Annotated in this window: 19 protein-coding genes; 10 read left to right on the plus strand and 9 right to left on the minus strand. The window is 61.7% G+C overall.

Features of this window, described 5'->3' with window-relative positions:
• Positions 1–118: 118 nt before the first annotated feature.
• The 5 genes from LJ655_RS11395 to LJ655_RS11415 all read right to left on the minus strand — a co-directional run bounded on the left by LJ655_RS11395 (position 119) and on the right by LJ655_RS11415 (position 5,171).
• A complete protein-coding gene (locus tag LJ655_RS11395; RefSeq protein ID WP_230561527.1) occupies positions 119–757 on the minus strand; it encodes a cysteine hydrolase family protein in 639 nt (212 codons plus the stop codon).
• Between the two features lie 161 nt (positions 758–918).
• Positions 919–2,571 (minus strand): methyl-accepting chemotaxis protein, encoded by a 1,653-nt coding sequence (locus tag LJ655_RS11400; RefSeq protein WP_230561340.1) that lies wholly within the window; start codon positions 2,569–2,571, stop codon positions 919–921.
• A 330-nt stretch (positions 2,572–2,901) separates the two neighbouring features.
• Positions 2,902–3,135, minus strand: coding sequence for a type II toxin-antitoxin system Phd/YefM family antitoxin (locus LJ655_RS11405; RefSeq protein WP_230561341.1), 234 nt, complete (start codon positions 3,133–3,135; stop codon positions 2,902–2,904).
• 555 nt (positions 3,136–3,690) lie between these two features.
• Entirely contained in the window at positions 3,691–4,239 is a 549-nt protein-coding gene (locus tag LJ655_RS11410; RefSeq protein WP_230561342.1) for an aspartate carbamoyltransferase, read from the minus strand.
• Positions 4,236–5,171 (minus strand): LysR family transcriptional regulator, encoded by a 936-nt coding sequence (locus tag LJ655_RS11415; RefSeq protein ID WP_230561343.1) that lies wholly within the window; start codon positions 5,169–5,171, stop codon positions 4,236–4,238. The genes LJ655_RS11410 and LJ655_RS11415 overlap by 4 nt, the downstream gene beginning before the upstream one ends.
• A 105-nt stretch (positions 5,172–5,276) precedes the next feature.
• On the opposite strand from LJ655_RS11415, the gene LJ655_RS11420 reads away from it, so the two are divergent.
• The 5 genes from LJ655_RS11420 (at position 5,277) to LJ655_RS11440 (ending at position 10,049) form a co-directional block, all read left to right on the plus strand.
• Positions 5,277–6,398: an alkene reductase gene (locus LJ655_RS11420; protein ID WP_230561344.1), complete on the plus strand. Its 1,122-nt coding sequence runs from the start codon at positions 5,277–5,279 to the stop codon at positions 6,396–6,398.
• Positions 6,395–8,158, plus strand: coding sequence for an FAD-binding oxidoreductase (locus tag LJ655_RS11425; RefSeq protein ID WP_230561345.1), 1,764 nt, complete (start codon positions 6,395–6,397; stop codon positions 8,156–8,158). Before LJ655_RS11420 ends, LJ655_RS11425 begins: the two co-directional genes overlap by 4 nt.
• Positions 8,159–8,456: 298 nt before the next feature.
• Positions 8,457–9,095, plus strand: a complete 639-nt coding sequence (locus LJ655_RS11430; protein ID WP_230561346.1) for an alkyl hydroperoxide reductase subunit F family protein — start codon at positions 8,457–8,459, stop codon at positions 9,093–9,095.
• A gap of 146 nt (positions 9,096–9,241) precedes the next feature.
• Complete coding sequence (locus LJ655_RS11435; RefSeq protein WP_230561347.1) at positions 9,242–9,508, plus strand: hypothetical protein; 267 nt, start codon at positions 9,242–9,244, stop codon at positions 9,506–9,508.
• A 229-nt stretch (positions 9,509–9,737) separates the two neighbouring features.
• Positions 9,738–10,049: a DUF4148 domain-containing protein gene (locus LJ655_RS11440; protein WP_230561348.1), complete on the plus strand. Its 312-nt coding sequence runs from the start codon at positions 9,738–9,740 to the stop codon at positions 10,047–10,049.
• A gap of 10 nt (positions 10,050–10,059) precedes the next feature.
• Here LJ655_RS11440 and LJ655_RS11445 read toward each other — a convergent pair whose 3' ends face one another.
• Entirely contained in the window at positions 10,060–10,965 is a 906-nt protein-coding gene (locus tag LJ655_RS11445; protein ID WP_230561349.1) for an AraC family transcriptional regulator, read from the minus strand.
• A gap of 249 nt (positions 10,966–11,214) precedes the next feature.
• On the opposite strand from LJ655_RS11445, the gene LJ655_RS11450 reads away from it, so the two are divergent.
• The gene (locus LJ655_RS11450; RefSeq protein ID WP_230561350.1) at positions 11,215–12,144 is read left to right on the plus strand and encodes an alpha/beta fold hydrolase; all 930 of its coding nucleotides are present in this window, start codon (positions 11,215–11,217) and stop codon (positions 12,142–12,144) included.
• Between the two features lie 97 nt (positions 12,145–12,241).
• Complete coding sequence (locus LJ655_RS11455; protein ID WP_230561351.1) at positions 12,242–13,033, plus strand: SDR family NAD(P)-dependent oxidoreductase; 792 nt, start codon at positions 12,242–12,244, stop codon at positions 13,031–13,033.
• 85 nt (positions 13,034–13,118) lie between these two features.
• Here LJ655_RS11455 and phbB read toward each other — a convergent pair whose 3' ends face one another.
• Together phbB and LJ655_RS11465 are read right to left on the minus strand one after the other, a co-directional pair.
• Positions 13,119–13,865: an acetoacetyl-CoA reductase gene (gene phbB / locus LJ655_RS11460; protein WP_230561352.1), complete on the minus strand. Its 747-nt coding sequence runs from the start codon at positions 13,863–13,865 to the stop codon at positions 13,119–13,121.
• 64 nt (positions 13,866–13,929) lie between these two features.
• Complete coding sequence (locus tag LJ655_RS11465) at positions 13,930–14,184, minus strand: polyketide synthase (protein WP_230561353.1); 255 nt, start codon at positions 14,182–14,184, stop codon at positions 13,930–13,932.
• Between the two features lie 282 nt (positions 14,185–14,466).
• On the opposite strand from LJ655_RS11465, the gene LJ655_RS11470 reads away from it, so the two are divergent.
• A complete protein-coding gene (locus tag LJ655_RS11470; protein ID WP_230561354.1) occupies positions 14,467–15,306 on the plus strand; it encodes a universal stress protein in 840 nt (279 codons plus the stop codon).
• A gap of 28 nt (positions 15,307–15,334) precedes the next feature.
• Here the strand turns inward: LJ655_RS11470 and LJ655_RS11475 are convergent, their stop codons facing one another.
• A complete protein-coding gene (locus LJ655_RS11475) occupies positions 15,335–15,796 on the minus strand; it encodes a universal stress protein (protein WP_230561355.1) in 462 nt (153 codons plus the stop codon).
• Positions 15,797–16,047: 251 nt separating this feature from the next.
• Here LJ655_RS11475 and LJ655_RS11480 point away from each other — a divergent pair, with 251 nt between their 5' ends.
• The gene (locus LJ655_RS11480; RefSeq protein ID WP_230561356.1) at positions 16,048–16,221 is read left to right on the plus strand and encodes a hypothetical protein; all 174 of its coding nucleotides are present in this window, start codon (positions 16,048–16,050) and stop codon (positions 16,219–16,221) included.
• A gap of 16 nt (positions 16,222–16,237) precedes the next feature.
• Positions 16,238–17,020 carry a helix-turn-helix domain-containing protein gene (locus tag LJ655_RS11485; protein ID WP_230561357.1) on the plus strand — a complete coding sequence of 261 codons (783 nt, stop codon included), beginning with the start codon at positions 16,238–16,240 and terminating at the stop codon, positions 17,018–17,020.
• The last annotated feature ends 6 nt before the right edge of the window (positions 17,021–17,026 follow it).

Below are 17,026 nucleotides of genomic sequence, written 5' to 3' on the forward strand. Positions count from 1 at the left end.
CGACCGCATCCCTCGTCTCCTCGCCGCTGATCGAGTGCGGCCAGAAGCGGTCCACCGCGCCGGTGAACCATCGGTCACCCGACTTGCCCGGGCTTGCCCGACAGCGGACGTCGAACCTCTAGGCGAGCAGCAGCAAGGCCTCCTCGAGCGAGAGTACCGTGGTGCGCGAATCGAATGCGGTGGAGAACAGATGTTCATGTACCACCTGATCCGGGTCATAGCAGCAATCCTTCACCGTGTAGAGGCGAAAGTCCGCGTCGCTCGCATACGCGACCGACGACAGCACAACGCCGGTCGATGCAATGCCGACCATAATCAGCGAATCGATACCTTGTGCGAGAAGTCGTGCTTGCAAGTCGGTGCCGAAGAACACACTGGCCCGATGCGCAACGATGACCGGTTCGCAGGCACGCTGGCCCAACTCCGGCGAGGTCTGATCATCGACGAAGAGACCGAGTTGCTTGATTCCCTGCCCATTCTTGTTCAATGGGCTGACTTCCGGATAGCCCGGACTGAAGCGCAGGTTGGCGAAATAGACGCTGACGCCTTTGGTCCGCGCCGCGTCGCAGAGCTTGCGCGTATTGGCAAGCAAGGCCGGCGCGACCGAGGGAAAGAGCCCGAGAATGTCGGTCTGATAGTGCATGACGAGAACCGCAGTTTGCGCCGGCTCGATTGCGGGAATCCGTGAACCCTCGCGCCGCGTGGATGCAGCGCCGACCTCGCTATCTCCGCTGTTGGGACTCAAGCTGGTTGCCAATGCGTTTTCCTGACTCACGACTGCCTCCCCAACAATGTCCGCTGGCGATGCGACCGCCTCCATGCACAATTCTGCTGTCTTTCGACACGCGGTTCATATGCACAACCAGCGAACGTCGAACGCAGAGAATCCTTCATTAGCGAAACACCCCCCGCTGCCAGCTAACGGATTGCCAGAGCGACCGGGCCGCCCGCTGTCGCATGGTCGTATCGAGGCGCGCCGACAGCCGGACTTCCGTTTTGCGCTGGGTCCGTCGATGGACGCTCGTGATCGATGCGGAACACCGCCACCGCATTCCGCAGAACATCCGCCTGCGCTTCCAGCGATTTCGCGGCCATCGCGGCTTCCTCGACGAGCGCGGCATTATGCTGCGTCACTTCGTCGATCTGGCTGATCGCCTTGTTGACCTCATCGATGCCGGCGCTTTGTTCGAGCGCGGCGGCTTCGATCTCGCTCATGATCCCGCTTACCCGGCCGACCGACTCCATCGCCTCCTGCATCGTCCTGCGCGCTTCCCCGACGAGCGATGCGCCCTGTTCCACCTTCGCGGCCGAGTCGCCGATCAGTTCCTTGATTTCCTTCGCAGCCGCGCCCGAGCGCTGCGCGAGGCTGCGCACTTCCGATGCGACCACCGCGAAGCCGCGCCCCTGCTCACCCGCACGGGCCGCCTCGACCGCGGCGTTCAAGGCGAGGATATTGGTCTGGAAAGCGATGCCTTCAATCATGCCGATGATCTCCGTGACCCTACGCGACGACTCCGTGATGCCGTCCATCGTCTCTGTCACGCGAGTCACGACGTTGCCGCCGCGCGTCACCGTCTCCAGCGCGCCCTGCGCGAGGCGGCTCGCCTGTTTCGCGTTGTCGGTGTTCTGCTTCACCGTCGCGGATAGCTGTTCCATGCTGGCCGCCGTCTGCTGAAGCGCCGCGGCTTGTTGCTCGGTACGGCTGGAGAGGTCGGCATTGCCCGAGGCAATCTCGTTCGCGCCAGTGGTGATAGCGTCCGTGCTGCCGCGCACCTTCGACACTGTATCGACCAGACCATCGCGCATCTGCGTGAGCGCCGACAGCAGCTGGCCCATTTCATTGCGCGAGCGCGACCCGACAGAGATCGTCAGGTCACCCGCAGCGATGCTGCGAAAGTGGGAGATCGTCCGGTTCACTGGCTTGACCAACGCCGCTGACAGGCCCACTCGCGCCATCATCCCGACCACAACCCCAATTGCGCCGATCGCCCCGAACAGCAGCGTCGCGATGCGCAGGCGCTGCTCCGATGTTTCGGCCTGGCGTTGACTTTCGGCGGCCTGCAACTGGTTGAGCGCGTCGAACGTCTTCGCATAGGCCGCGTAGTAGGTGTTCGCCGTTTCGCCCTGAATAGTGTGGAAGGTGTTGAAGTCGTAGTCCGTGAGCGCCTTGAATTCCGGCTCGATCGCGCGGTCGACGAGCGCGGCGCGTGCCTGCTCGACGGCCTGCGCAAGCCGCTTTTCCTCGTCGCTGGCAAAAGGTCCATTTGCGTAACTGCGGAACGCAGCCGTGGATTCTTCCAGCGCCTTGTGCGCCGCCGAAAGAAGCCCGTCGCTCTGCTTGCCGGCGCTGAAGAGCGTCTCGTAACTGCTGAGCGCCAGCCGCACCTGAAGAAGCTGTTCAGAGCTACCCCTCAGTTGCTCCAGCGTGGAGGCGCGGTGCCGGACGTCCTCCAGCCCGCTGCTGGTGAGCTTGAGCGCACCGTACCCGACGCCGATCACGGTCAGCAGAAAGGCAATGAAAACGCTGATGACCAGCGTCAGGCCGCCGCGAATGGTGAGGTTGTTAAGCATTGGGTCTCCGGAATGTCGGGATCAGCCTTTGGCGGCACATGGTTCTTGCGGGCTTCGAGGCTTGTCGTTCACTTCTCGCTTCGGTGACGCGTTCGTGGGATAGCGGCAGTGCATGGATACGGCGCCGACCCGATCATGGACTGAAGCGAATCGGTGCAGTTAAAGGTGCGGACGGTCCGAGTACCCAATCCTCGCGTGGCTCCGGGATTTCGCACCCACTGATCGCCGAGACCACGACCTCACTGCGATCGGGTTCCCTGTCTATCGCATCGCGCGCAGCATGACTACACGCCTTCTGCCTGCTCAGCCGGGACACTGGCGCAGGTGTGATCATCGGTCGTCCTGCTCCAACGCCACTGCAACAGACGAGTGCTTCACGTCGAAATGCACGATCGAAGCACGCAGCAGCTTGAGCGGATCCTCCCCCTTGCTGCGATAAGGCCTGACTTCGATGGTGGGTTGCCCCCGGTCCGTGACGACGATGGTCTCCCCAAGCATCTCCACTTGCCGGAACAGTTCACATGCTTTGGACTTGAAAATGGCCTTCGATACTCTCTTTTGCATTGCGGTCTTTACCCAGACGGTCCATATGGGCTATTTATTTTGACGGTGCGCACACGTTTTACGGTTCGCAGCCGGGCATTCGTTATCGACATTCGGAAACCGCAGTGCTCGGACCTGGTCGGTATTTGTTCTGTTGCGACCTTGAACTCAAGAACAACGGATCAACGTTAGCCGTAACGTTACAAATGTTAATTTTCTGGTAGGTGGACCGCCATGCGGGGTTTACCTAGTCGTTTGGGGCGCACCTCTGCCGGCTGCGAATGGCAGGATATCGCCCTGCCGGTGAGCAAAATGCTCATTCCAGCCCCGTAATATCCGGTCGACTCCAGGATGGTAGCGCTAGCGTTAAATGACCGCTAGCCACTATCGACCCCAGCGGCCGCTTCAGGCGTGAGTATCGAGCGCAAATGTTCACCTGAAATCGAGCTGGCGGACGACCATGTTCGCATCGCGCGGGCGCAGTCGAGCCGATTCGCGCAACGCGTCCGGCTATGTCGGTAGGACGGAGGGAAAATCGAATAGCTCGGCCACTGGAGCGTTGGTCCTGTGCACGACCTATTCCGCTGCCGAGGTGTCCATCGGATGATGGTGCATCATGCCGGAGTCGTGCCCCGCCATCGCATCGTGGCCATGATCGGCCAACTGGGCATCGAACCATGCGTGCAACGCAGCGACGAGGCGAGGCTCATGCGTCCGATAGACGAGTTCGCCGCCATTGGGCAAGTCGCGATAGGAGATCTGCAGTTCGCCCGGCTTCGCGGTACGCAATGTGGCCAAGCCCGGCATGTCATTGCCATGAATCTGCTCCGGCGCCTCGAAATCGCCCGCCGAGAACTGCCGGGCGATCACGGCCAGATGCCCGCGTATCAGAGCGACCTGCTTCGGATCTTGATGTTTCGTGACGACTTGCTGAATCCCGCCGTCTGCTGTCTTCGAAAAGATGTGAGTGGTAGCCGCAAGGGAGAACGGCATCACGTCCGCGCCGTGTTGTGCAACGTCCCTCTGGCGTGCCGTGATCTCGGCGTGGGAGGGCGATGAAAGAATTGCGGCCCCGACGAGGACGACGGTCGATGCCACGATTGAACAGGCTGAAGGGCGTTTCATGGAGTCCTCTGATCGAAAGAGCGCTCGAAGTGTAGCGCCGGTACACCCAGTCGTACTTTCAGGAAATCAATGAATAGCCGCGCTCTTGCCGGCAGCAAACGAGTTTCGGTCACTGCGTGCACTAGAACAGGCGAGAGGCTCCAGTCAGGCAACACGCGGACCAGGCGTCCCAACGCGAGATCGTCCGACGCAAGCACATTGTCCAGTACGGCGAGCCCGACCGCTCGCAACGCCAGTGCCCGACTCAGCGCGACGCTGTTCATCGCAAAGCGTGTCCCGATCATCACGTCGACCGACTCGTCGCCGCGATGAAACGTTCTTGCAACGCGTCCCAGTCTTGCCGGACCTTCCACGATACACACCACGTGCCTGTCGAGATCGTTGGGGTGCGTGAGCGGCGCCGCGTGCTTTAGATACTCCGGTGACGCGTACAGATAGCGAGGAAGCATCGCAATGGGCCGCGCGACGAGCGTCGATGGCGCCGAGGGCGGCGGACCGACGCGGATCGCCAGATCAAACGGTTCCGCCAACAGATTGACCGGATGCGGAGACAGGTCGAATTCAAACGCGATCAGCGGGTAGGTCTTCGCAAAGTCGGCGATGATCGGGGCGAAATAACCTGTGGCGAGATCCGCGGGCATCGACACCCGTAGCGTGCCGGTGGGACGTTCAGCGACTTCAAGCAACAATTCGTGGGCGATCTGCGCCTCCTCGACGATGCTCTGGCAGCGCTTGAAATACACCTCGCCAGCTTCCGTCAGCTCGACCTTGCGCGTCGAGCGATTCAGCAAGCGCAGACCGATTGTCTTCTCCAACTCGGCGATATGGCGCGACAGCGTCGAGTTCGGGATCTCCAGTATTTCCGCCGCCCGACGAAAACTCTTCGTGCGCGCGACTTCCACGAACAGACGCATGTAGCTCAGTATCTCCACGCCAATTGCTCCACCGATGGATTAATGTTTTCAATTATAGATATTTATCCCGTCAATGGATCTATCTATCGTGTCGCTACCCTTCAACTCTTTCGAGGTATCGACGTGAATCCGCTCAACGAACCCGTTCGCATTGGCCGCCATACCCTGCGCAACCGCCTTGTCATGGCGCCTATGACACGCTCGCGCGCCGACGACGCAACCGGGGTACCGTCCGAGCTTGCTTCGCAGCACTACGCTCAACGCGCGGATGCCGGCCTGATCATCTCCGAAGGCACTTTTCCGTCGCCGATGGGAAAAGGTTATGTGAGTACACCGGGCATCTATTCCGCCGCGCAGATCGACGCATGGAAACGCATCACCGACGCGGTCCACGCGCGCGGCGGTCTGATCTTCCTGCAATTGATGCACGCTGGACGCATCTCGCATCCGAGCATGCTGCCGAATGCCGCAACGCCCGTGGCGCCTTCGGCGATTGCAGCCGAGGGCCAGGTGTACACCGCAACTGGACGACAGGACTTCGTCGTACCGCGTGCACTCGAGACCGACGAAATTCCCGGGATCGTCGACGAGTACATGACCGCCACGCGTAATGCGCTGCAGGCGGGGTTTGACGGTGTCGAACTGCACGCGGCTTCCGGCTACCTGCCTGAACAGTTTCTGTCGTCCGGGACCAACCAACGCACCGACCGTTACGGCGGATCGCTCGAGAATCGCACGCGTTTTATCGTTGAAGTATTGAACGCGATGATCGATGAAGCCGGCAGCGATCGCGTCGGCATCAAGATTTCGCCAGAGATGGGCTTCAACAGCGTGACCGATGCCGCGCCGCAGGAGACCTACCAATATCTCGTACAACGCCTCAGTCCGTTGAAGCTTGCATACCTGCATCTGGCGCGGGCCAGCAAGTTTGACTACCGGGCGCTGGTGCGGCCGCTGTTCAACGGTCCGTTACTGATGGGTGGTGGTCTCGACCGGGACAGCGCCGCGTCGCTGATTGCAAGCGCCCGTGCAGACGCCGCCGTATTCGGCAGCCTGTACCTTGCGAATCCCGATCTGCTGGACCGTTTCGCCGTCGGCGCACCACTGAATGTTCCGCAACGCGACACGTTCTTTTCGGGTGGTGCCGAAGGCTATATCGACTACCCGATGCTGGAATTCCGCGCGACTACAGATTTTGCGGACCAGTCGATTTACCATGAGATTCAAAATGATTCGAAACCATGAGTAAAAATCGTGCTGCAACGATCAAGGACGGACGGCGGCGTCGCGTCCTCGGTGCCGGTCTCGCGCTGGCGGCCACATCCGTGCTGCCGAACGCTCAGGCGGCCACCACCTCACGCTACGTAGAGCCGGACGCGCCGGGCTGGCCCGAGGCATCTCGATGGGCGGAGCTGAACGAGGCGCTCGGCGGTCGGCTCTCGCCGGTCACGCGGCCCGACTTCGGCGATCCTGCGATCCAGAAGCTACTCACCAACCCGTTTTACATCGGCGAACAAGCTGGCCTGACACAGAATTCCGGCTGGCTCGACGCGTGGCAATCGTCTCCGGCTGCCTATGTCGTCGCGGCCGAGAGCGCTGCCGATGTCGCTGCAGCGATCAATTTCGCGCGCCGCCACAACGTCAGGCTCGTCGTCAAAGGCGGCGGGCACAGCTACCTGGGTACCTCCAGCGCCCCCGGCTCATTGCTGATCTGGACGCGCCCGATGAACGCCATCACCGTACACGAGGCGTTCACGCCGCAGGGTTCGAGCGCCGCGCCCGTTCCCGCGGTGTCGGTTGCCGCCGGTTGCATCTGGCTGAACGTCTATCAGGCCGTTACCAGCGGCAGCGGGCGCTACGTACAAGGCGGAGGCTGCACATCCGTAGGCGTAGCGGGATTGGTGCAAGGCGGCGGCTTCGGAAGCTTCTCGAAGCGCTATGGCCTCGCCGCCGCGAGCCTCCTCGAAGCCGAGATCGTGACCGCCGACGGTAAGACCCGCGTCGTCAACTCAGTGCGTGAGCCTGACCTGTTCTGGGCGCTGAAAGGCGGCGGAGGCGGCACGTTCGGCGTCGTCACGCGCCTCGTCCTGGCCACACACGAGTTGCCCGCCAGTTTCGGTGCGGTCAACCTCGACGTCACGGCCCATTCGGACGACGCGTATCGACGGCTCCTCGCCCGTTTCATCGATCTATATGCGACGAGGCTATTCAACGCGCATTGGGGTGAGCAGGTGATAGTCAGGCCCGATAACCTGTTGCGGATTCGCATGGTCTTCCAGGATCTCAACGAGGATCAGGCTCGCGCCCAGTGGCAACCCTTGATCGAATTTCTGTCGGCCAACCGGGACGATTACGCCGGTGCGGAAAGCTTTGCGGTGCATGCCCTGCCGGCGCGGTACTTCTGGGACGCGAATTTCTTCCGCCGCTATGCGCCCGATATCGTCGATTTCGATAACCGGCCAGGCGCTTCCACCGATCACTTCTGGTGGATTGGTGATGCTCATCAAGTGGGTTCATTCTGGTATGCCTTTAACTCCGCCTGGTTACCTGCCTCGTTGCTACGACAAGAGAACCAGGGCCGGTTTGTCGATGCATGGTTTGCCGCAAGCCGTCATTGGGAACTCGCGCTGCAGTTCAGTAAGGGCCTCGCCGGTGCTCCCGCCGCCGTGATCGACGCGGCGCGCGGAACCGCAATGAACCCCGAGGTTGCGGACGCATTCGCCTGGGCCGTCAGCGCGGCAAACGGCCCGTCAGCTTTCTCCGGCTTGCCGGCATCGGATCACACAAAGGCCGCCGCAAGTCGCTCCGGCATCGTGAATGCCATGACAGCCCTACGCGCAATCGCGCCCGGCGCTGGCACCTATCTCAACGAATCCGACTACTTTCAGGCGGACTGGCAACAGGCATTCTGGGGAGCGAATTATTCGCGGCTTCTGGACATCAAACGGCGCTACGATCCGGAGGGCCTCTTCACGGTCCACCACGGCGTTGGCAGCAAGGTCTGAGAGCCCCTCCTGATTACGACAACAACTCTGTGCTCGATGCAGCGCACGGCAACGTCCCGTCAACGTGGACGGTGACGGCCTCGTGGCCCGCTGCGCTAACTCCCGGCGCGGTTTCCGCACCGGGCCAATGAAACCAGCGAGTGCAAGCGGGAAGGCCCACGTATCCCGAGTCAGGCAGATTGGCAGTTCAGCCGCGAGCATCTATGCTGCTATTGAGCCACGTCGGTGTTGTCAGGTAGCCCCAGCAAAATTGCGGCAGTGCACATAAAGCTCGTGCAGCCTGGTACGGGAGCGAGACATGTTCAGCGTCAGCCTCAGATCGCAACTGCAAGCGTATCTGCGAAACATCCGCAGACCAGTCGAATTGATCGTGTCGCAGCGCGGTAATCAACGGTCGCACGAGTTGTTGACGATGTTGAACGAAATCGCGTCGTTGACAGATCTCGTGACGGTCATCGAGGAGCAGCAAGGAGACGAACGCAAGCCATCATTTTCGATCAGGCAGGCCGGAGCGAAGGCCGGTATTCAGTTTGCCGCCACTCCAACAGGGCCAGAGTTTTCATCCCTTGTCCTCGCAATACTCCAGGTCGGAGGACATCCCGTGATAGCCGACTCTGCGACCATTGAACAGATTCGAACGCTAGAACGTGATTACTATTTCGAGACCTACATTTCGCTCTCTTGCCGAAGCTGTGTGGACGTTGTGCAAGCGCTGAACATGATGACCGTGATTAATCCACGGATCCACAACATTACGATCGACGGGGGAATTTTTCAGAGCGAGGTGTCGGCGCGTGACATTAGCGTTGTGCCGACGATCTACATGAATGGCGAGATATTCGGAGAGGGGCGCAGCAGCTTTGAGGAGCTCGGCGCGAAACTTCTCGACATAGAAACGAGCATGAAAGCGGCGCTTCGCGCGGCAGGAAAGCCCTAGGACTGCCCTGAACCTTATCCCGGTGGGGAGTAGACCGGGAAACTCGCCACCGGCGGCGGGATTGTCTGAAACGCTGAGAGTCCACAACGGCTCGATCTCAGCCATCTTTGCATATCCGCAAGCCGAGCATTGGAGGTCCTGACACCATGGCTCAACATCGTTCAGTAGGCGGCCTTTTCACTTTGGAGCCAGAGCAAACGGTCACCTGGACCACGACAATCGGCAGCGGGCTCGACGGAGGCGTCGTTGTTCAAGCTCCCAACATCATCGACGACGTGATCGGCAGCGACGTGCTTGTGACCGTCAATCAGGGTGTGATTGCGACGAATAACGGTCTGAACTATACGATTACCATCACCAATCCCGGTCCAAATCCGGTTCCCCATAATCTGAATGTCCAGGACTGGTTCTGAAAATGTCGAAAATCACGATCATCAGCCAGGACGGCAGATTGGTAGGAACATGGATACCGCCGCAGAGCCCACTACCTGGGGCGGCGGTTTCAGTCCCCGTAGCGGGACCCAATCAGACGCTTCACGAACTCGACATAGAGGATCCGGAATCCTTCGTGCGCCGGAAAGCTCTCCCTGAGTTGCATGAGTTAGTCAGACAGCGTTTGGGGCTCAAAGAGATCGGCTTGCTATGAGAAATCGGCCTGGAACGCGGTCACTACTTCCCGCTCTGGTTATATTGTTGGGCGGCTGTGTCGCGGCCGGCATGCCGTACGCCGGGCCTCACCTCACCCCGACGGAGTGCCGCGACCTGGCTGCGCTCAAGACAAACGGGCCGACCACGATGGCGGAGCACCAAAGCGAACTCGCTGCTTTGAGGAAAGCGGGCTACGACCCGTCACCGTGGTTTGACGATCCGTATTACCCGGATGATCTACAAGCGGCACAGCGCCTCGTCGACTATTGGTTCCAAACGGAGTGCCCTCACCTTCAACCCGGCTAGGTGTGCATATTCAGCTTCGGATGCTGCGCTTCCATGCGGCGGGACTGACTCCCACGAAAGATTTGAACACGCGGGCGAAATGGCTTTGGTCCGCAAACCCGCAACTGGCTGCGACTTCGGCGAGGGACGCCTCGGTGCGGCGGAGAAGGGCTTTCGAGCGTTCAATGCGATGGCGCAACATCCAGCGATGCGGCGGGTCCCCGGTGCTTGCCTTGAATGCGCGAACAAAATAGCTGACGGACAGTCCGCTCTCGGTGGCAAGCGCTTTCAACGATACGTCGGCGTCGATCTGCGATGACATGGCTTCCCTGGCACGCCGCAGTTGCCATGGAGCAAGCATCCCCGGCCGCCCTTTTCGCATGTGCATACCGCCAAACCGCTGCGCGAAATAGGTGTACGCACCCAGCATGACGTGTTCGGCGTACATCGAACTCACTTCGTGTGGCCGCTCCAGCGCAGGGAGAAGTGAATTTGCAAGGTGCCATATCGTCTCGTCCAGCACCCCGCCTGGCTGGCAATAGAGATGATCGACACGCGCCACGCCAGATTCATCGGCTATCTCGTTCAGCGCGGTTTGCGGGACCGTGAACATCAGCTTGTCGAACGGGCTGATCAAGTTCGCGCACGGCAGTTCAAGGTGATTAACCACGCTGGTGGTTCGCGCCAGATAGGCGCCCCGGTGGATGCACCTGCCATCAAGGAAAAGCTCTCTTTGCTTCTGCTCGCGCAATTGAAGCATCACCGAAAACACGGCATCACATTGGGGCGGCGTCACAAGTCCATGCCCGGGCGTATCCCGGCGCAAGCGCGACACCAGCAGGCGTGACGTTTTCGGGCCCTTGGTGGTCAGTTGCGACACCGAGTCCGCCTTGAATAGCTCGACGAAGTTCCGGCCGTAGCTGAGGTCTGACTGCATGCCTTGCTCCTCATCGAGAAGTCCCCAATCTGGCCTGACGAATCCTGCAGCCAGGCGAACAAGTCGCCATCACCTGGCACTAAATCGACGATTTCGGCCATGATATTTTCGCGTGCCCGATTCTGGCACACGGAACGCGGCGGGAAAAGGCTAAAACGCACATATTTGCCAAAAAACGCGCATATCGATCAAGACTCCGATGCGTTGCCGATGCTCTCATGCAATCACTCGACAAAACGGACGATCACGATGAAACAGACACTAGTGCTTCTTGTCGTATTGATGGGACTCAGCACGGCGACATTTGCGGACCAGACGACCTTTCCGGGCGGATTTCGCACTGAGGAGATCGCGTCGAACGGCACGACCATTCACGTTCGTGTGGGCGGCAGTGGTCCGGCGGTCGTGTTGTTGCACGGCTACGCCGACACGGGTGACATGTGGGCGCCACTGGCGGCGGAATTGATGCGGGACCACACCGTCATCGCTCCAGACTTGCGGGGCATGGGATTGTCCGCGGTCGCTGCGGAGGGCTTCACCAAGAAGAACGAAGCCGAAGACGTGGCGGGCGTGATGGATGCACTCAAGCTGCAACAGGCGGTGGTTGTCGGTCACGACATCGGCAATATGGTTGCTTTTGCATTCGCTGAAGCGCACCCGGACCGTACCAGCCGCCTCATCATGATGGATGCACCGGTTCCCGGCGTGGGCCCGTGGGACGACATCCTCAAGAGCCCGCTGCTTTGGCACTTCCGCTTCGGCGGCCCCGATATGGAGCGGCTGGTTGCGGGACGCGAGCGTATTTACCTCGACCGGTTCTGGAATGACTTCGCCGCCGATCCGGCGCATTTTCCAGAAGCGTCGCGGCGCCACTATGCGTCTCTCTACGCCCAGCCAGGTCGCATGCACGCGGGCTTTCTGCAATTCGCCGCATTTGACCAGGATGTGACGGACAACCGGCTATCGGTCTCGCGCGGACGTCTGCAAATGCCGGTGCTGGCCATAGGCGGCGGCCACTCCCTCGGCGCGACCATGGCTTACATCATGCGCTTCGCCGCCGACGACGTGCATCAAGTGGTGATAGCCGATTCCGGGCACTGGCTCATGGAAGAACAGCCGGAGCAAACCGTCGCCGCCATTCGCAGTTTCATAGGCCGACCATCGCCGCAGTGCCAGTGACTGCCCGATTACGCGTACATTAAGCCGTTGGCGGCATCCAGTTGTTCGAGACCGGATCTCGTCATGTCTACTTCGTCCAAGGAAAAGGAAACCACGCATGGACCTGAAACTGAAAGGCAAACTCGCGCTGGTCAGCGGAAGCACGGCCGGCATCGGCCTCGCTATCGCCAGCACGTTGGCGCAGGAGGGCGCTCGCGTGATCGTCAACGGCCGCTCCCAGTCATCTGTGGATGACGTAGTCATGCAGCTGAAAGCGGATACCGGCGGCGATGTCTATGGCTTTGCGGGCGATCTGAGCACGGCCGCCACAGCCGAAGCGCTCGTGCGACGCTATCCGGGCGTCGAAATTCTGGTCAACAACCTCGGCATCTTCGAGCCCAAGCCGTTCGAGGAGATCCCCGACGCGGACTGGCTGCGTTTCTTCGACGTCAACGTACTGAGCGGAGTGCGCCTTGCTCGCCTGTATCTCCCTGCGATGCGGCAGGCCAACTGGGGGCGCATTATTTTCATTTCGAGCGAAAGCGCGGTGCAGATTCCAGCCGAAATGATCCACTATGGGACGACGAAAACCGCGCAGCTCGCGGTCTCGCGCGGGCTAGCCGAAGCCGTTGCCGGCACGGGTATCACAGTTAATAGCGTCCTGCCGGGGCCGACGAAATCGCGAGGAGTTGGCGACTTCGTAGAGACCCTCGCCAAGGCCGACGGCAAATCGTTCGAGGCGTTCGAAAAGGAATTCTTCGAGAAAGTGCGTCCCACGTCGCTCAACAAGCGATTTGCTTCGCCACAGGAAATTGCATCCCTCGTGGCCTATGTCGCCAGTCCGCTTTCGTCGGCCACGACGGGAGCTGCGTTGCGAGCCGATGGAGGCGTTGTAAAGAGCGCCTTCTAGCCGCCGGCGGGCATTCTCCGATTGGCCCTGACGGCCGAAGGTTCGAGCAATCGGAAAGCCGATTGCTCGAACGCCTGTTCCCCCCTCAATGCATATGCATGCCCCCGTTGATCGCAATGTCGGCACCGGTGATAAAAGCCGCCTCCTCCGAGCATAGAAAAGCGATCAACGCCGCCACCTCATCCGGTCGCCCCAGCCGCCCGACCGGAATCTGCGGGAGGATCTTCTTGTCGAGAATCTCGCGTGGCACCGCTTCGACCATCGCGGTCGCCAGATATCCGGGCGATACCGTATTCACCGTGACGCCGTGCTTCGCGGTTTCGAGCGCGAGTGCCTTCGTGAAGCCATGCACGCCCGCCTTGGCCGCCGAATAATTGGTTTGCCCGTAGGCGCCGCGCGAACCGTTGACCGATCCCACGTTGACGATGCGGCCGTGACGCCGCTCGAGCATGCCGGGCAACAGCGGCTTGGTCATGTTGAACAGACCGTCGAGATCGGTGCGCAACACGGCGTCCCAGTGTTCCTTGGTCATCTTCGCGAAGCTCGTGTCATGCGTGATGCCCGCGTTGTTGATCAGCACGTCGACCGCGCCCAGCTCGCCGAAAACGCCTTGCGCGCAGCGCGCGCATGAATCCAGGTCGCTGATGTCGGCTTCATATGCGTGAAACTCGCGACCCGCGTCGCGCTCGGCCTGCAGCCATGCCGATACGTGATCGTTGTGCGTCGAGTGCAACACCGCGACCGTCATCCCCCCGTCATGCAGCGCCCGGCTGATCGCCGTGCCCAAGCCACCCATCCCGCCTGTGACCAATGCCACGCGATTCGTTCCCATGTGAACTCCTCCTTGCCGTGTCCTTGATTGACGGTGCGCGCCCCGGCTTTGCCGATTCGCGCCGCTAAACGACGCCCGCGAACGGCAGCGCGTTCTGCGAGCTCCACCACCACGCGTTCAGGCCGCCCGCCAGCGGCGCGCCGCCTGGCGCGTTGGCGTACGCCGCCTGCCACCACGCGTACCAGGCGGCGAAGCTCCGGTTGGCTTCGTCGAACCAATCCGCCTCGCGTTGTGCGGCGAAGGCGATCGACTTGCTCCAGTCGGCGAAGCTGCGCTCCGCGTACTCGCGAGCCGCGCTCTGCACGGTTTGATATGCCACCGCGCAATCGAGCCAGCCTCGAGGCATCCCGGATGTCATCGCGGCCCACGCTGACGCGGAGCGCCCGCGCGGCGCCTCGGATTCAGGAACCATGATCGCTGCCCTCCAGAGCACAGCATAGAACCGCCAGATGCGGTTTCAAAGCGTCGACCGCACCTGCCACATATTGAGCGCGCGACGGCCCCCGCTTGATCTGCGTCAACAGCCACGCCTGCCGGGCCCATAGACTCCAACTGACGACGGGCTCGCGCCCGTTCCCAAGTTCTGTCACGGAGCCCCGCGATGAGCTATAAAAGCATTCTCGTTCACCTCGATACGAGCGTTCGCGCCCATCCGCGGCTCGAGATCGCCTTGCAACTCGCGCACCGTTTTCATGCGACGCTGACCGGCCTGTTTTCGACCTATGTGCCGCCACGGCGCGGGTTCTTCGTGATGGCCGGCACCGCCGACTACTACGCGGAGCACGAACGCCTGCGGCTCGAGCGTGCCGGCGCGCTCGAGCGGCTGTTTCGCGCGGAGCTCGCGCGCGCGAACGTCGAAGGTCAGTGGATCGTCGCGCAAGGCTACGCGAACGACGCCGTGCCGCCGTACGCGCGTCTCGCCGATCTGATCGTGCTCGGGCAGACGGACCCGGTCGATCCCGAGGCCTTCGTCGCCGAACAGTTCGTCGAGCACGTCGTGCTGTCGGCCGGACGGCCGGTGTTGCTGGTGCCGTCGGCAGGCACCTTCGGGGCGCCGGGACGGCACGTGCTGATCGCGTGGGACGGCAGCCGCGAAGCCACGCGCGCGGTTCACGACGCGCTGCCGTTCCTCGCGCATGCCGCGAAAGTGTCGCTGCTGACGGTCCATTCGCCGAGCGATCAACCGCCGCGCGACCGGATTCCCGGCGCCGACATCGCGCTGACCATCGCGCGTCACGGCGTGAAGATCGACGTGCACGATTTCACCGTCGAAGCCGACACCCCAGTCGGCGATGCGTTGCTGTCGCAGGCGGACGACCGCGGCTGCGACTTGATCGTCATGGGTGCGTACGCGCACTCGCGTCTGCATGAAGTCGTGCTGGGCGGCGCGACGCGCACGATACTCGAGTCGATGACCGTGCCGGTGCTGATGTCGCACTGAAGTTCGCGCTTAAGGAATCCGCGGCGTTTCAGGGCTGCGGCTGCGCGGCGGAATCGTGCCGCACGATCAGCACGGGCTTGTCGGTCGCGCGCACGAGCGATTCCGCGACGCTGCCGAGCAGAAAGCGCTGCACGCCGTGTCGGCCGTGCGTGCCCATCACGATCAGATCCGCGTCGATCTCGTCGGCGACCCGCACGAGCACGGCCGACACGCTTTCGGCGTAGGCATCGATCACGCGCACGCTGCCGGGCACCTGCGCTTCGCGCATCTGCTCGCGCGGCGAATCGAGCGCGCGGCTGGCGAAGTCTTGCGCCGCGGTCGCCGGTTCCGGCACGAAAACCGCATCGGCGGTGTCCGACCACTTGCCGTGCCCAACCACGCAACAGGCTTCGAGGGTGGCGCCCGTCAGCTTCGCGAGCTGCAGCGCTTCGGCAAAGGCGCGCTGCGCGCTGGGACTGTCGTCGAGCGCAACCAGGATTCGTTGATACATGTTGGACTCCCTCTGAAAGCGCTGGCATGACCCGAAGTGGTGTCCTCGCGCGTCTTGAACGACAGTGTGTGGCGCGCGCCCGCGCGCGGCTTGACACAGGTCAACGGGCCGCCACTCGTCTGATCTCTCCGCATCGGCCCCCTCACTAAGAATATTCCTACAACGACTACCTGAACTCCTGGTGCGACTTAAAGCCCCGCCGATACATTGTTGAGACCAGTTGGCCAATACTGGTCGACATGGACACCGCCATGTCAGCCACCGTCTCCACAGTTTTCCTCGTCGACGACGCGATTGACGTCCGGCACCGGCTCGCGAGCGAAGCGGCAGGCACCGGATTCGTCTTCGACGAGACCACGAAGTTCATCCTCGCCATCCATGCCATCGAAGCGATTGCGTGCATCCCTCGTGCGCAATCGGCCTGACCGTCAGGAGCCGATCATGCAAGTTGCCGCAGCCTCACAAGCTCGCCACGACGCGCCCCGCCCCCCGCGCGTCGTACCGATTCACATCGTACCGCGCACCGCCGCGACACGGCACGACCTGCCGCGCTGCTCCACCTGCGCGATGCGCGCGATCTGCATGCCGCCCGGGCTGACGACCGACCAGTTCGCCCGGCTCGACGCGGTCATCTGCTCGACGCGCTCCATCAAACGTGGCGACGCACTGTATCGCGCGGCCGACGCGTTTCAGAGCATTTACACGATACGCGCCGGGTCGTTCAAAACCGTGGTCATACATCGCGACGGCCGCGAGCACGTGACCGGTTTTCAGATTGCCGGCGACACGCTCGGCCTCGACGGCATCAGCGCGGGCAAACAGAATTGCGATGCGATCGCGCTCGAGGACAGCGTCGTATGCATCATTCCGTTCGCGCAGCTCGAAGCGGTCTGTCGCGACATGAAGCCGATGCAGCATCACATCTACCAGATGATGAGCAGCGAGATCGTGCGCGAATCGAGCCAGATGCTGCTGCTCGGCACGATGACCGCCGAACAGCGCGTTGCGTCGTTTCTGCTGAACCTGTCGAAACGCTTCAAGGCGCGCGGTTTCTCCGCCGCCGAGTTTCATCTGCGCATGACCCGCGAGGAAATCGGCTGCTTTCTCGGCATGAAGCTCGAAACGGTGAGCCGGATGTTCTCGAAGTTCCAGCGCGAGCGCCTCGTGCACGCGAACGGCAAGACGGTCCGCATCGAAGACGCGGAAGGACTGGCCCGGGTTTGAGCGCCA

The sequence above is a fragment of the Paraburkholderia translucens genome, assembly GCF_020881035.1.
Taxonomy (GTDB): domain Bacteria; phylum Pseudomonadota; class Gammaproteobacteria; order Burkholderiales; family Burkholderiaceae; genus Paraburkholderia; species Paraburkholderia translucens.

Coding starts and splice junctions, on each gene's coding strand:
- LJ655_RS11400 (WP_230561340.1), bottom strand. CDS start 2,571: ATGCTTAACAACCTCACCATTCGCGGCGGCCTGACGCTGGTCATCAGC.
- LJ655_RS11405 (WP_230561341.1), bottom strand. CDS start 3,135: ATGCAAAAGAGAGTATCGAAGGCCATTTTCAAGTCCAAAGCATGTGAA.
- LJ655_RS11410 (WP_230561342.1), bottom strand. CDS start 4,239: ATGAAACGCCCTTCAGCCTGTTCAATCGTGGCATCGACCGTCGTCCTC.
- LJ655_RS11425 (WP_230561345.1), top strand. CDS start 6,395: ATGAGTAAAAATCGTGCTGCAACGATCAAGGACGGACGGCGGCGTCGC.
- LJ655_RS11430 (WP_230561346.1), top strand. CDS start 8,457: ATGTTCAGCGTCAGCCTCAGATCGCAACTGCAAGCGTATCTGCGAAAC.
- LJ655_RS11435 (WP_230561347.1), top strand. CDS start 9,242: ATGGCTCAACATCGTTCAGTAGGCGGCCTTTTCACTTTGGAGCCAGAG.
- LJ655_RS11440 (WP_230561348.1), top strand. CDS start 9,738: ATGAGAAATCGGCCTGGAACGCGGTCACTACTTCCCGCTCTGGTTATA.
- LJ655_RS11445 (WP_230561349.1), bottom strand. CDS start 10,965: ATGCAGTCAGACCTCAGCTACGGCCGGAACTTCGTCGAGCTATTCAAG.
- LJ655_RS11450 (WP_230561350.1), top strand. CDS start 11,215: ATGAAACAGACACTAGTGCTTCTTGTCGTATTGATGGGACTCAGCACG.
- LJ655_RS11455 (WP_230561351.1), top strand. CDS start 12,242: ATGGACCTGAAACTGAAAGGCAAACTCGCGCTGGTCAGCGGAAGCACG.
- phbB (WP_230561352.1), bottom strand. CDS start 13,865: ATGGGAACGAATCGCGTGGCATTGGTCACAGGCGGGATGGGTGGCTTG.
- LJ655_RS11470 (WP_230561354.1), top strand. CDS start 14,467: ATGAGCTATAAAAGCATTCTCGTTCACCTCGATACGAGCGTTCGCGCC.
- LJ655_RS11475 (WP_230561355.1), bottom strand. CDS start 15,796: ATGTATCAACGAATCCTGGTTGCGCTCGACGACAGTCCCAGCGCGCAG.
- LJ655_RS11480 (WP_230561356.1), top strand. CDS start 16,048: ATGTCAGCCACCGTCTCCACAGTTTTCCTCGTCGACGACGCGATTGAC.
- LJ655_RS11485 (WP_230561357.1), top strand. CDS start 16,238: ATGCAAGTTGCCGCAGCCTCACAAGCTCGCCACGACGCGCCCCGCCCC.